At 70.2% G+C, this 14,037-nt stretch carries 11 protein-coding genes and 1 pseudogene; 6 read left to right on the forward strand and 6 right to left on the reverse strand.

Translation table 11 applies throughout. The features are described from left to right. Positions 1-41 precede the first annotated feature (41 nt). Positions 42-173 (forward strand): annotated as a pseudogene (locus GFH49_RS41640) (DUF6193 family natural product biosynthesis protein); the annotation flags it as partial. 527 nt (positions 174-700) lie between these two features. Here the strand turns inward: GFH49_RS41640 and thpR are convergent. Then, a complete protein-coding gene (gene thpR / locus GFH49_RS28915) occupies positions 701-1,273 on the reverse strand; it encodes an RNA 2',3'-cyclic phosphodiesterase (protein ID WP_155059003.1) in 573 nt (190 codons plus the stop codon). 40 nt (positions 1,274-1,313) lie between these two features. Here thpR and GFH49_RS28920 point away from each other — a divergent pair, with 40 nt between their 5' ends. Both GFH49_RS28920 and GFH49_RS28925 read left to right on the forward strand, forming a co-directional pair. After that, on the forward strand, positions 1,314-1,832 hold the full coding sequence (locus GFH49_RS28920) for a GNAT family N-acetyltransferase (RefSeq protein WP_155059004.1): 519 nt from the start codon (positions 1,314-1,316) through the stop codon (positions 1,830-1,832). An 89-nt stretch (positions 1,833-1,921) separates the two neighbouring features. Next, positions 1,922-2,509: a Uma2 family endonuclease gene (locus GFH49_RS28925; RefSeq protein ID WP_155059005.1), complete on the forward strand. Its 588-nt coding sequence runs from the start codon at positions 1,922-1,924 to the stop codon at positions 2,507-2,509. A gap of 86 nt (positions 2,510-2,595) precedes the next feature. On the opposite strand, the gene GFH49_RS28930 is transcribed toward GFH49_RS28925, so the two are convergent. Beyond that, positions 2,596-3,954 carry an MFS transporter gene (locus GFH49_RS28930; RefSeq protein ID WP_155059006.1) on the reverse strand — a complete coding sequence of 453 codons (1,359 nt, stop codon included), beginning with the start codon at positions 3,952-3,954 and terminating at the stop codon, positions 2,596-2,598. An 84-nt stretch (positions 3,955-4,038) separates the two neighbouring features. After that, complete coding sequence (locus GFH49_RS28935) at positions 4,039-4,476, reverse strand: MarR family winged helix-turn-helix transcriptional regulator (RefSeq protein ID WP_155059007.1); 438 nt, start codon at positions 4,474-4,476, stop codon at positions 4,039-4,041. Between the two features lie 154 nt (positions 4,477-4,630). On the opposite strand from GFH49_RS28935, the gene GFH49_RS28940 reads away from it, so the two are divergent. Then, positions 4,631-4,813, forward strand: a complete 183-nt coding sequence (locus GFH49_RS28940) for a ribbon-helix-helix protein, CopG family (RefSeq protein WP_155059008.1) — start codon at positions 4,631-4,633, stop codon at positions 4,811-4,813. Positions 4,814-4,847: 34 nt separating this feature from the next. Here the strand turns inward: GFH49_RS28940 and GFH49_RS28945 are convergent, their stop codons facing one another. Then, the gene (locus tag GFH49_RS28945) at positions 4,848-6,299 is read right to left on the reverse strand and encodes an NCS2 family permease (protein ID WP_155059009.1); all 1,452 of its coding nucleotides are present in this window, start codon (positions 6,297-6,299) and stop codon (positions 4,848-4,850) included. Between the two features lie 175 nt (positions 6,300-6,474). On the opposite strand from GFH49_RS28945, the gene GFH49_RS28950 reads away from it, so the two are divergent. Beyond that, positions 6,475-6,759 carry a DUF2530 domain-containing protein gene (locus GFH49_RS28950; protein ID WP_155059010.1) on the forward strand — a complete coding sequence of 95 codons (285 nt, stop codon included), beginning with the start codon at positions 6,475-6,477 and terminating at the stop codon, positions 6,757-6,759. Positions 6,760-6,903: 144 nt separating this feature from the next. After that, entirely contained in the window at positions 6,904-9,297 is a 2,394-nt protein-coding gene (locus GFH49_RS28955) for an HAD-IC family P-type ATPase (protein ID WP_155059011.1), read from the forward strand. A gap of 45 nt (positions 9,298-9,342) precedes the next feature. On the opposite strand, the gene GFH49_RS28960 is transcribed toward GFH49_RS28955, so the two are convergent. Together GFH49_RS28960 and GFH49_RS28965 are read right to left on the reverse strand one after the other, a co-directional pair. After that, positions 9,343-10,188, reverse strand: coding sequence for a hypothetical protein (locus GFH49_RS28960; RefSeq protein WP_155059012.1), 846 nt, complete (start codon positions 10,186-10,188; stop codon positions 9,343-9,345). Between the two features lie 432 nt (positions 10,189-10,620). Beyond that, positions 10,621-13,737 carry a sacsin N-terminal ATP-binding-like domain-containing protein gene (locus tag GFH49_RS28965; protein WP_155059013.1) on the reverse strand — a complete coding sequence of 1,039 codons (3,117 nt, stop codon included), beginning with the start codon at positions 13,735-13,737 and terminating at the stop codon, positions 10,621-10,623. Between the last annotated feature and the right edge of the window lie 300 nt (positions 13,738-14,037).

Below are 14,037 nucleotides of genomic sequence, written 5' to 3' on the forward strand. Positions count from 1 at the left end.
GAGATCGCGATCGCCCCGCAGTACGGCGGTGGGCGGTACCTCGTCCTTCGGCACCGCACACCGGGATGCTGGGAGAGGTTCCGGCCGCGGCAGGGGCAGTGGCGCTCGCGCTGGCACAGCTACCGGACTCCGTCGGCCCGGCGGTCGCGGGGTCCACCGGCAGGCCCGACTGACCGTGCCCTAATTCTCTCGCTCCGCTCTTCGCCTTTCCATACCCATCTGTTCCACCGACCGGAAACCGGTGAGACCGCGGCCCGGCGGGTCACCCAGCACCGGCCTCCACGCCTGGGTGCCGCGGAGGACCTACGGCCGGGCGACAACCTGCGTACGGACCCCGTCCTGGTCCACAACTCCGGGTGCAGGATCCTGGTCCTCGGCGTGGGGGTACACGTCGCGGCGGTGCGCGGAGTGTGACAGTTTTCTAATCTAAAAGCCGTCACACTCCGCGCAGGTCGAGGCCATCCTGCCGGGCGGCGTTCCGTTCACCGGCTGCTGGATGTCGGGAGTCACGGGCGTGATGTGCGACAACAGAAGTTCGACCTCGCCGTGGCTGGCGTTCCACGGAGTGGGAGATGGCCAGCTGGCGACATATCGCGCTGCCCTACTGACCGAGCGCCGCCGCCAGCGCCACCACCACGAACATCAACACAAGCGCACCGGCCATGATCCGGTTCCGGGTTTTCGACTTCACGTGTCGAGACTAACCGGCCCCTGCGAGCGGCCGGCGGGCGACCACCTCGTAGCGCGGCTGCTCACCCGGTACACCCGATTTCGGCAGGTTGCTGCGGATGAGTGCCAGTTCGTTCACCGTCCAGGTCCGGCTGGTGAACCGTTCGAGGGACTCGACATAGGGCCGTACGTCCACCGCGTCCCGGCTCCGCGCCACCGTCAGGTGGGCCTTGTACCGGCGGTGCTCCCCCATCGGCACGCCCGCCTTCCGCGCCGCCGCCTCGGCCCGGTCCGCCAGCCGCCGCAGCGCCCCCACGTCCCCCTCCGCCCCCACCCACAGCGCCTTGCCCCGCCCGAACTGCCCCCCGCCCCGCATCGCCAGCGGGAACGGCTCACCGCGGTGCGCGGCCCGCTCCAGCCTCGCCGAGAGTTCCGGTACGAGGTCGTCGTCGACCTCCCCGTAGAACGCGAGCGTGAAGTGCCACCCGGCCCGCCCGGTCCAGCGCAGCCTGTCCGCGCCCGGCAGCTTCCGCAACTCGTCGATCTCGGCGGCGAGTTCGCGGACGACGTCGTCGGGCGGCAGCACCGCGGCGAAGAGTCTCATGGTGTCCAGACTGTCACCACCGGACTGTCACCATGGGGGCATGGAGATCCTCATCAGAGAAGGCGGCCCCGACGACCTTCCCGCGATACTCGGCATGCTCGACAGCTGTGTGGAGTGGCTGGTCGCGCAGGGCCGCCCGGGGCAGTGGGGGACGAAGCCCCTGTCGGAGAGCCCTGGGACGGTGGAGTCGGTGGTCCGGAACATGGACGAGGGCGAGGTCTTCATCGCCGAGGTCGCCGGCGTACCGGCCGCCACCCTCACCCTCACCGACTCCCCCGGCCCCTATCTGTCCCACCTCCCGCCGCCCGGCGAGCCCGAGCGCTACATCCACTGGCTCGCCTCCGACCGCCGCTTCACGGGCCACGGCGTGGGCAGCGCCCTGCTCGCGCACGCCGCCGAGGTGACCCGCCGGGCGGGCGTCTCCCTGCTCCGGGTGGACTGCTACGCGGGCGACGACGGCAGGCTCGTCCGCTACTACGAGGCCAACGGCTTCGTCCGCACCGAGGCGTACCGGGGGAAGGGCGACTGGCCGGGGCAGGTGCTGGCCCGGCGGGTGTAGCTCCACGCCCGGACGTGACCCGGTCACCGTGCGTATCGTTGTACTGCGTGGCTTTCCGTACCGAGCGGCAGCCGGGGAGGAGCGCCACGATGACCGTCCTTGACGACAGGATCGAGATGGCTGAGGAATTCGGCGAGCTGACTCTGGACGTCATGTTCGAGTGGCTTGAGAAGATGCCCATCCCCGAGGGAACGAAGGTAGAGATCGTCGGGGGGAACATCTTCATGTCACCGCAGCGGCAGACCCACTGGGAGATCATCTTCGACCTCGCGGAACAGTTGCGCACCAAGTACCCGCGTAAGCGATTGGCGTCGGACGTGCGGATCGACTTCCCCGGTCATCTGAACGGCTTCGCCTCTGACCTGGTGGCGATGGCCGAGCGGTCGGTGAAGGACGGCAAGGGCCGCTGGCGCTATCAGGACGTCGAATTCGTGGCCGAGGTCATCTCCAAGGACACTGCGGCCAACGACTACGGGCCGAAGAGGGACGCCTACGCCACGGCCGAAGTACCGGTGTACTTGATCGTGGACCCGTACACCGGCGAGTGGCATCTGCACGGCCTGCCCAAGGACGGCAAGTACCACAGCGTCGTCAGCTTCGCCTTCGGTGACGAGATCGATCTGACCGGGACCGCGGTCGGCCTGGTCCTCAAGACCGACGAGTTCCCCCGCGACTGACCCGGCCGTCCCTCCTACGCCACCGTCGCCAGCTCCTCCTACGCCACCGTCGCCAGCTCCTCCTACGCCACCGTCGCCAGCTCCTCCTACGCCACCGTCGCCAGCTCTTCCCGCTCCCTCGGTACGAAGCGGACGACCGGATGCCCCCGGTTCCAGCCCACCGACAGCCGCAGGCCGCCCGCGCGGGCCAGGATGAGGCCGATCACCGTGGCGGCCGTGGCGGCGATCGTCCCGCCGACCGCGAAGCCCACCCGCGCTCCGTACGTGTCCGTGATCCAGCCGACGATCGGTGCGCCGACGGGTGAGCCGCCGAGGAAGACCATCATGAAGAGGGACACGACCCGCCCGCGCATGGCCGGATCGGTCGCCATCTGGATGCTGGTGTTGGCGGTGACGTTGACCGTCATCGCGGTGATGCCGAGCGGGGCCATCAGCAGGGCGAACAGCCACACGGACGGGGCCAGCGAGGCCACCACTTCCAGCACGCCGAAGGCCACGGCCGCCGCGATCAGCACGCGCATCTTCGCCGTGCCCCGGCGGGCCGCGAGCAGCGCGCCCGCCACCGAGCCGACGGCCATCACGGTGTTGAAGAGGCTGTAGGACCCGGCGCCCGCGTGGAAGACGTCGTCCGCGAAGGCCGACAGATACACGGGGAAGTTGAAGGCGAACGTGCCGGTGAAGCCGACCAGGACGATCGGCCAGATCAGGTCGGGACGGCCCGCGACATACCGCAGCCCCTCACGCAGCTGCCCCTTGCCGCGCGGGGCGCGCTCGACGACGTACAGCTCACGCGGCCGCATCAGCAGCAGGCCGGTGATGGGCGCGACGAAGGACAGGCCGTTGAAGAGGAACGCCCAGCCGGTGCCGACGCCGGTGATCAGGACACCCGCGACGGCGGGGCCGATCAGGCGGGCGGACTGGAAGTTGGCGGAGTTCAGGCTGACCGCGTTCTGCAGCTGGTCGGGGCCGACCATCTCGGAGACGAAGGACTGGCGGGCCGGGTTGTCGACGACGGTGGCCAGGCCCATCGCGAAGGCGGCCACGTAGACGTGCCAGACCTCGACATGGCCGGTGATCGTGAGGAACGCGAGCGCCAGGCCCGTCAGGCCCATCGCTGTCTGCGTGACGAGCAGCGTGGGGCGCCTGGGCAGGCGGTCGACGAGGACGCCGCCGTACAGGCCGAACAGCAGCATCGGGAGGAACTGCAGCGCCGTCGTGATGCCTACGGCCGTGGAGGAGCCGGTGAGGCTGAGCACCAGCCAGTCCTGGGCGATGCGCTGCATCCAGGTGCCGGTGTTGGAGACGACCTGGCCCATGAAGAAAAGGCGGTAGTTGCGCACCTTCAGGGAGCTGAACATCGAGGACTTGGGCTCGACGGGGTCGTCAGGGGTGGTGTCGTGGGTGTTCGGTGCGGGGGCGGAGTCTGCTCCGGGTCCCGTACTCAAAAGGGTTCGCCTCCTCGCGAATGCGGATCACGCGGATCACACGGATCACACGGATCACAGTGGACTGCGGTGGATCACAGCCGGTTACAGATGTGCGAGCTTCTCCAGGACCGGGGCGGCGGCGCGCAGCTTCGCCCACTCGTCGTCGTCGAGGCCCTCGGCGAGGGAGGCCAGGAACGCGTTGCGCTTGCGGCGGCTCTCCTCAAGCATCGTCACGGCCTGCTCGGTCTGGGTGACGACCTTCTGGCGCCGGTCCTCGGGGTGCGGCTCAAGCCGGACCAGCCCCTTGGCTTCGAGCAGCGCGACGATGCGGGTCATCGAGGGTGGCTGCACATGCTCCCTGCGGGCGAGTTCACCCGGGGTGGCCGCACCGCAGCGGAAGAGGGTGCCGAGCACCGACATCTCGGTGGGGCTCAGCGATTCGTCGACCCGCTGGTGCTTGAGCCGACGGGACAGCCGCATCACGGCGGATCGCAGGGAGTTCACGGCGGCAGCGTCGTCGCCATGGGTAAGGTCCAACATGTCTTTAGCGTAACTCATTACCCTCGCTAAATACCACTGCCGCGCGCCATAATTGCCCGTGACCCCGCCCCCTGAACCCTCACATCACCCATACGGGTGAGTTGGTTCCGGAAAGTGACGCGGCGCCCGGTTCGGTCCGGCAACCCTCGTACGCATGGGGACCAGCGTGCTCAGCCTGCGGATAGACGGGGAGCTGCTCGAACGGCTCCGGGACCATGCGGCGAAAAGGGGAATGAGCGTCCAGGACTATGTGATCCGGACGCTCATCCGGGACGACTTCGACGAACGGTTCCAGGCCGCCGTCGAGGAGACGGAGAGGTTCTACGGGGTTACGTGAGCGGCGTGAGCACGGAGTTACCTGAGCGGCGTGATCATGTGAGCCCCAGCGCCGGCATCAGGTAGTAGAACGCGAACACCGCCGAGACGACGTACATCGCGACCGGGATCTCCCTGCCGCGTCCGGCCGCCAGGCGCAGGACGACGAAGGTGATGAAGCCCATGCCGATGCCGTTGGTGATCGAGTAGGTGAACGGCATCATCAGCATCGTCACGAAGGCCGGGACGGCGACCGTGTGGTCCGCCCAGTCGATCTCCTTGACCGAACCGGCCAGGATCAGGAAGCCGACCGCGAGCAGCGCCGGGGTGGCCGCCTGTGACGGGACCATCGTGGCGACCGGCGTCAGGAACAGGGCGACGGCGAACAGCGTGCCGGTGACGACGTTCGCGAAGCCGGTGCGGGCGCCCTCGCCGACACCTGCCGTCGACTCCACGAAGCAGGTGGTGGCCGAGGAGGAGCTGGCGCCGCCCGCGGCGACCGCGATGCCGTCGACGAAGAGGACCTTGTTGATGCCGGGCATATGGCCCTGCGCGTCGGTCAGCCTGGCCTCGTCGCTGACGCCCATGATCGTGCCCATCGCGTCGAAGAACGTCGACAGCAGGACCGTGAAGACGAAGAGGGTGCCGGTCAGGACGCCGACCTTGGAGAAGCCGCCGAACAGGCTGACCTCGCCGATCAGGCCGAAGTCGGGGGTGGCCACCGGGTTGCCGGGCCAGGACGGGGTGGTCAGGCCCCAGGAGGGGATGTCCGCGACCGCGTTGACGACGACGGCCAGCACCGTCATCGCGACGATCGAGATCAGGATCGCGCCGGACACCTTGCGCACGATCAGCGCCAGCGTGAGCAGCGTGCCGAGGACGAAGACCAGCACCGGCCAGCCGGTGAGGTGACCGGCGCCGCCCAGCTGGAGCGGCACGGTGGTCTGCGCGGCGTCCGGGATACGGGAGATGAAACCGGAGTCGACCAGGCCGATCAGCATGATGAACAGGCCGATACCGATGGCGATGGCCTTGCGCAGGCTGTAGGGCACGGCGTTCATGACGCGCTCACGCAGCCCGGTGGCCACCAGCAGCATCACGATGAAACCGGCCAGCACCACCATGCCCATCGCATCCGGCCACGACATCCGCGGGGCGAGCTGGAGCGCGACGACCGAGTTCACGCCCAGACCGGCGGCGAGCGCGATCGGTACGTTGCCGATGACGCCCATGAGCAGCGTGGTGAACGCCGCCGTCACGGCCGTCGCGGTGACCAGCTGGCCGCCCGCGAGCTGGTTGCCGTACATGTCCTTCGCGCTGCCGAGGATGATCGGGTTCAGCACGATGATGTAGGCCATCGCGAAGAAGGTGGCGAAACCGCCGCGGATCTCGCGCGGCAGGGTGCTGCCCCGCTCGGAGATCTTGAAGAAGCGGTCGAGTGCGCCGTAGCCGGGCCGCGGGCCCGGCCCTTCGGACGCGGGGGCCTTGGCGGGGGCCGAGATGGACATGCGGTTCCTCATCACCAGCGGACTCGACCAGCGGGCTCCCCCATGCCCGGTTTGGCCTTTCCTACGAACAGAAACGGAACAGAAACGGTCAGAGACAAACCGTTTCAGTATGAACGTATGACTCGATCGAAGCTATCTCCGCGCGTAGATGTACCCACCTCGTAAGCTGTCCCCCATGGCGAAGTGGACCCCAACGCACGAGGCGCCGGAGCCCCTGGAGGGCCCCGTGGTCGGCACCATCACGGGCGGCACGATCCTCTGGTTCGTCCTCTTCCTGGCACAGCTGCCCTTCTACGGCTGGTTCGACGACCACGGCCACACCTGGTGGCTGTGGACGTGCCTGGCCGGCGGAGGGCTCGGGCTCATCGGTATCTGGTACGTCCGCAGGCGCGATGCGGCGCTCAAGCGGGCGGCCCTCGAACAGCCCAGGGAAACGGCCGGCGAACCCCAGTCGTCGTGATGCGCCAAGGGCCCTGCCTGACGTATCAGCACCCTGTCTGATGTGTCAGCGCCTACAACCCACGCACGACACCCATCCTCCCCAAGTCGGAACTTCCGTGCACTCAGCGGGTGAAGGCGTAAATCCGCACGTACCGTCGATTGCATGACGCACATCGACGCGGGCGCCGAACTCGAATCCGCGCAGCCGGTACCCACCGGCGTGGCAGTGACCGGGCTCACCGCCGTCGAGGTGGCCGAGCGGGTCGCGCGCGGTGAGGTCAACGACGTTCCGGTGCGCAGCAGCCGGTCGATGCCCGACATCGTCCGCGCGAACGTGTTCACCAGGTTCAACGCGATCATCGGCGTGCTCTGGGTGATCACGCTGGTCGTCGCGCCGTTCCAGGACAGCCTGTTCGGTCTTGTGATCCTCGCCAACACCGTGATCGGCATCGTCCAGGAGTGGCGGGCGAAGAAGACCCTCGACTCCCTCGCGGTGATCGGCGAGGCCCGGCCGACCGTACGGCGGGACGGGGTGGCCCTGGAGGTCAGCACCTCGGACATCGTCCTGGACGACCTGATCGAGATCGGGCCGGGCGACAAGGCCGTGGTCGACGGGGTGTGCGTCGAGGCCGACGGTCTTGAGATCGACGAGTCGCTGCTCACCGGTGAGGCCGATCCGGTCGTCAAGCACCCCGGCGACCAGCTGATGTCCGGCAGCTTCGTGGTCGCGGGCGGCGGCGCGTTCAAGGCGACCAAGGTGGGCCGCGGGGCCTACGCCGCCCAGCTCGCCGAGGAGGCCTCCCGCTTCACGCTGGTCCACTCCGAGCTGCGCACCGGTATCTCCGAGATCCTCAAGTACGTGACGTGGATGATGGTCCCGGCCGCGATCGGCCTGGTCATCACCCAACTGGTCGTCAAGGAACGCGACCTCAACGACTCCGTCGCCCGCACCATCGGCGGCATCGTCCCGATGGTCCCCGAGGGCCTGGTCCTGCTCACCTCCGTCGCCTTCGCGATCGGCGTGATCCGCCTCGGCCGGCAACAGTGCCTCGTCCAGGAACTCCCCGCCATCGAAGGCCTCGCCCGCGTCGACACCGTCTGCCTCGACAAGACCGGCACGCTCACCGAGGGCGGCATGGACGTCACCGAGGTGAGACCCCTCCAGGGCGCCGACGACACCTACATACGGCAGGTGCTCGGCGCCCTCGGCGAGTCGGACCCCCGCCCGAACGCGTCCCTCCAGGCCATCATCGAGGCCTACCCGGACGCCGACGAATGGCGCTGCACCGAGTCCCTCCCCTTTTCCTCCGCCCGCAAGTACAGCGGCGCCTCCTTCAGCGAGGGCAACGGCGAGTCCAGCACCTGGCTGCTCGGCGCACCGGACGTCCTCCTCGCCGACGACGACCCCACGCTCACCGAGACGGACCGGCTCAACGAGCAGGGTCTACGAGTCCTGCTGCTGACCCGCGTCAACCGCGACCTCGACGACCCCGAGGTCGCCCTGAGCGCCCGGCCCACCGCCCTGGTCGTGCTGGAGCAGCGGCTGCGCCCGGACGCCGCCGACACCCTGCGCTACTTCGCGGAACAGGACGTACACGCCAAGGTCATCTCCGGCGACAACGCGGTGTCGGTCGGCGCGGTCGCGAGCAAGCTGGGCCTGTCCGGCACGACGGTCGACGCCCGCCGGCTGCCCTCCGAGCGGGACGGCATGGCGGACGCGCTCGACGAGGGCACCGTGTTCGGGCGGGTCACCCCGCAGCAGAAGCGGGACATGGTGGGCGCGTTGCAGTCCAAGGGGCACACGGTCGCGATGACCGGCGACGGCGTCAACGACGTACTCGCCCTGAAGGACGCCGACATCGGCGTGTCCATGGGGTCGGGCTCGGAGGCCACCAAAGCGGTCGCGCAGATCGTGCTGCTGAACAACAGCTTCGCCACGCTGCCGTCGGTGGTGGCGGAGGGCCGGCGGGTCATCGGCAACATCACGCGCGTCGCGACCCTGTTCCTCGTCAAGACGGTCTACTCGGTGCTGCTGGCCGTCCTGGTCGTGTGCTGGCAGGTCGAGTACCCGTTCCTGCCCCGCCACTTGACCCTGCTGTCGACGCTGACCATCGGCATCCCGGCGTTCTTCCTCGCCCTCGCGCCCAACAACGAGCGGGCGAAGCCCTATTTCGTACGGCGGGTGATGCGGTACTCCATCCCGGGCGGGATCCTGGCAGGTGTGGCGACCTTCGTGACGTACCTGATCGCCGGTCACCACTACACCGGCGAAGGCGCGTTGGACGCGGAGACCAGCGCGGCGACGCTGACGCTGTTCCTGATCTCCATGTGGGTCCTGGCGATCGTCGCCCGCCCCTACACCTGGTGGCGGGTTCTTCTCGTCGCGTCCATGGGCGCCGGCTTCCTGGTGGTGCTGGTCGTGCCCTGGTTGCAGGAGTTCTTCGCGCTGAAGCTGGTCGGCGTCACGATGCCGTGGATGGCCGTCGGTGTCGCGGTGGTGGCGGCGGTCGCCCTGGAGTTCCTGTGGAGATGGGTCGACCGCCGCTTTCCCGTTTAGCGCCGGGCTCCTCGCGCCCTGAAGGGCGCGTTCGTTACTGCGCGTCTACTGCACGTCTACGAAATCGCCCGCGACCGTCGTCGGCGCCGTGGTCGCGGTACCCGCGAAGGTGAAGCGGTAGTACCCGTCCGAGGAGGCCGTGACCGTCGTCTTCAGGGCGCCGGTCGAGGTCGACGTGATGCCCTTGACGTTGGTGTAGTTGGTCGTGCCCTTCTTGCGGAACTGCAGCACGACCTTCTGGCCGCCGTACCCCGCGTAGGCGTTGGTGTCCCAGTTGGCCCGGCTCAGCTTGCCGGTGACCGTGATGGTCCTGCCCTTCCTGACCGGCTCCGGGGCGGCGTTGACAGTCAGCCTGGCGGCGCGGAGGACCTTGGTGGTGCCGAGGTCGCCCTGCCACTTCGCGTCCTCGTCGGCGGTGACGGCGAGACCGCCCGCCTTCCAGGTGCCGGCGTCGGAGTTCCACAGGTCGCCGTCGGCCGGGCGGATGTTGATCACGCCCGAGCAGTTGAGGACCGTGGACGAGACGGCGGTGCAGGTGCCCGGGTCGTCGCTGATGAGCACGTTGGTCGCCGACTCCACCGAGGAACCGCGGTAGATGAGCGGACCGTTGGCGAAGTTGTCGGCACTGATGTCGAGGTCGGCGGCGTGGGTCAGGGTGTACGTGACGGGCACGGCGACCTTGGCGGTCGTGCCGACCGTGATCCGCTTGCCCTTGTTGACCTTCATGTTGGAGAAGGTGACGTCCAGCTCGGCGGCTGCGGTGGCCGTCGTGCCGGCCGAGCTGAGCGGGAGCCTGTCGGAGGGCGAGTCGGCGGCCTGGGCAGCCGGGACGACGAGAGCGGAGAGGGCCAGGGCGCCGGTGACGGCGGCCACGGTGGCTCGAATGCGCATGCGTTCCCCAAGTGGAGAAAGGGGGCCCCGGCACTGGTCGTTCCTACGGCTCGTCGTCGGCACGGGGCCCAAATGATCGTGGAGTCTGTTGACTCAGGTGAAGAGAGCGGTGGCAGTCGTGAAAGGTTGTACGGATGCGGTGAAGTTGTTCACGAATTCACGGCAAGTGAACGGGAGTTGGCCGGGAGTTGGCCGGGAAAGGATGTCGTGAGCGAACGAAGGAGGGCTGATCGGGCAGGTCCGCGCCGGGCCGGGAACGTTCGGTCTGGACGGCTCCTACCACCCGGCCACCACGTTCCTCACAGCTTCGTCTGGCCGGTGCTCATCCTTCGCTCAGCCCCGCGGTGCCGATTCCGGCGCGGGGGAAGCGGACCCCGCCCAGCGGGGCGTGAGGGCGCCGTCGGGGATGCCGGCGGCGCCCTCACGTAAGGCTCAGTCGAACCAGCGGTCCCGCGCCAGTTCGTTCGTTCGTGACGGATCCTCCAGCAGCGCGGCCACCTCGAAGCGCCGGGGCCACTGGCCCGCTGCCCAGGCGAGTCCGGCGGCGACGCCTTCAAGGGTCGATGCGTGCAGGACGCTGTCGTCCGTCAGCCGCCAGTCGATCTCGACGCCGTCGACGACGAGTTCCTCGTGTTCGACGTACGTGTCCGGGGTGCGCGGGCCGAGGAGGATCCGTACCGAATCCGGGACGGCGTGCTCAGCCCCCTCGGAGTCCACCGAACCCGTCACGGACTCGCTCAGGCGCCGTACCTGGAACAGTTCGGCCAGCTCCGCGGCGCGGGACGGGCGGACGGGCAGCAGGGGGACGCCGTCGGTGAAGGGCAGCAGGTCGGGGGAGTCGACCACGACCGCGTCGGCCGCGTCCACGACGACCACGTCGCCGTCGACGACGGCCCGCAGGTCGTCCGGCAGGGTCACCTGCTCGGGGTCGAGGTCGGCCAAGGCGCTGTAGAGGGCGTGGAGTTGGGCGCCGGTGACCTCGCGGTCGGGGTCGGCGAGGCGGTCCAGCAGCTCTGCCGCGCCGCCCGGCTCGTCGAGCAGCGCGGCCACCGATGTCCGTACGCCCAGCGCCCGCAGTACCTGCTCGTCCTCGAAACCGGTCGCGTCGGCCTCGTCGTACAGGCCGCGCAGGAGGGGATCCCCGCCCGCGGCGAGCAGGCCGGCCGGGCGGCGGCCGTCGAGGACCGGGTGCCCGCGCAGCCACCACGCGGTGTAGGGGCGTACGACCTCATGCGTGCCGTCCGGCAGCAGGATCCGGACCTGCTGGACGATCGCGTCACGCAGCGGGGGCTGCGAGAGCAGGGCGAGGGCCTGGGGCCAGCGGTCGTCGTCGATCAGGTCCAGGTCGCGTACGGCTACCAGCTCCGTGGCGACCGGCGGGACCGGCGTGTCCGGGAAGCGGTCCAGGATGTCCTCGCACCAGACGTCCACGGCGTCCAGCAGCCCCGCGTCGTCGGGCTCGGCGAAGTCGCCCTCGCGCGGCTCCAGTTCGTCCGGGTCCAGGACCACGTCCGTGGCCCGTACGAGTGCGAAGCCGGCCAACGCGCCGCAGGCCGCCAGCGGCTGCTCGCCCCACTTCTCGGCCAGCTCGGCGTCCACGGTGGCCAGTTCGCCCTCCCGCATGACCTGGTGGAAGGGGCTGCCGGGGAAGACGAGTTCACCGGCGGGCACCAGCTCCCCCTCCTCGTCCGGCAGCGCCAGCGCGCCGAGCCACGGCTCGTCACCGGGCTGAAGTCCCGCGTCCCGGACGAGCGCGAGGACGGTGTCGGCCAGCTCCTCGGCGTCGAGAGCGGCGTCCTCCTCCCAGGACATGCCGCCGTCCTCGTCCAGGGAGGCGGCGACGGCGGCCCGCACCTGGGGGGTGGTGAGCACGGCGCGCGGGGTCGCGGGCAGCGCGCCCAGCTTCTCCAGGAGCGGATGCGCGCCGTCCGGGTGGGCGACCTTCAGGCCCAGCCGGGCGAGCACCTCCGGGTCGGCCCGGGAGGCGTCCGGGGTGGGGAGCAGGATCTGGCGGGGGCCGATCGTCGTACGGCCGTCGGCGAGCGGCACGGGCAGGCCCGAGAGACGGTCCGGGTCGACGCCCGCGAGACTGTCGTACAGCCGCCGCCACCAGTCCGGCTCCTTCTCCAGCCCGGCCAGGCGGTCGATCGCGTCGGTCAGCGGAACCCGCGCGACGCCCAGGGTCCGCAGTTCCACCCGCCGTTCGAGCCCGGCGGGCAGCAGCGTGGGCAGCACCTCGGCCAGCACGCGCACGGTGTCGGCACCGGCGCCCTCGACGATCTCGGCGTCACGGGGGCGCAGGGACTCGGGCAGCTCCTCGTCATCGCCCTCGGCGGCCGGGGGCAGGAAGGACGTCCGGGGCAGGCGCTGGAGGATCGCCTGGCGCAGCGCGCCGTCCAGTTCGCCCTGGCCGAGCGGGCCGGGGACGAGGCCGATGATGCCGGTGCCCACCGGGCGCCAGTCGGCGAGCAGCTCGGCGTACGCGTCCGCCGCCTGCTCCACGAGGAAGTCGGTCAGCGGGCCGGGGGCCGCGTGGCGCCGGGTCGTGTCGAGCGGGAAGGAGGCGATGAGCAGGGCGGGGACGCCGAGCGGCTCGTCGCTGGGGGTGGGGGCGTGGACGACGGCGCTGGTGCGCGGGCGGGCCGGGGTGCCGTCGGTGTCGACCGGGACGGCCCAGGTCACGGACCAGTGCGGGCGGAGGCGCTCTTCGGTGGGCCGGTCGGCGAGGAGTTCGGGCGCGAGGGGCCCGTGCGCGGAGACGGTACGCCACCCCGTCGTGCCCTCCTTGGAGTCCGCTACGACCGTCAGGGCGCCCTCGGTGCGGCGGCGCAGGGTGCGGACGTCCGCGGTCTCGATCACGACCTCTTCGAGGCCGGGCAGGGCGAGGAGGAGGGCGTCGTCGACGGCGTGCAGCAGGCGCTCGGCGAGGTCGGCGGCGGCCGCGTCCCGCAAGGGGAGGATGACGACGGTGTCGTACGGGTCGGGGGCGGTGCCCTCGGCGGCGAAGGGGAGACGGAGGAGGGGGACGTGGCCGTCGCGCCGGCGGATCTCGTCCCCCAGGCCGGGACTGTGCCGTGCGGTCTGGGTGGACAGCTCGCGTGCCTCGGCGAGGGACCAGCGGACGCCGCCGTGCCGGCCGACGACCGCGGGCTCGTCGGTGACGGCGAGTACGGCGGCGAAACCGACGCCGAAGCGGCCGACCGCCGTTTCGCCGGTCTCGCGTTTGGCGGAGGCGCGGAGAGTGGCGAGGGACTCGACGCCGGCCGCGTCGAGGGGGGCGCCGGTGTTGGCGGCGAACAGGACGCCGTCGCGGAGGGTGAGCCGGAGCCGGCCGGGTACGCCTGCCCTGGCGGCGGCGTCGGCGGCGTTCTGAGCCAGCTCGACTACGAGGCGGTCGCGGTATCCGCCGAGGGCGAGGTCTTCCTCGGCGTTGGCGTCCTCGCGGAAGCGGGCCGGGCTGGTCGCCCACGCGTCCAGCACTCCGCGGCGGAGGCGGGTGGTCCCGAAGGGGTCCGCGCCTTCGGCGGCCGGCCGCACGAACTTGGTCACGTTCACTCTCCTCATCGGCGTGAGGAGAAGGTATCGCGCTGGGGAGCGTGGTGTTTTTCGCCCCCGCCGCCCCTACCCGTCCCATCCTCCAGGGGCTCCGCCCCTTCAACCCCACCACGGGGCTCCGCCCCCTGCACCGCCGGGGCTCCACCCCTTCGCCCCCACCAGGAGACTCCCGCCCCTGCACCCCGAGGCTCCACCCCCACACACCACCGGGACTCCGCCCCCCTGCACCCCGGGACTCCGCCCCTTCAACCTCACCAGGAGACTCCGCTCCCTCCACCCCCGAGGCTCCACCCC

Source organism: Streptomyces blattellae (assembly GCF_009709555.1).
Lineage (GTDB): Bacteria > Actinomycetota > Actinomycetes > Streptomycetales > Streptomycetaceae > Streptomyces > Streptomyces blattellae.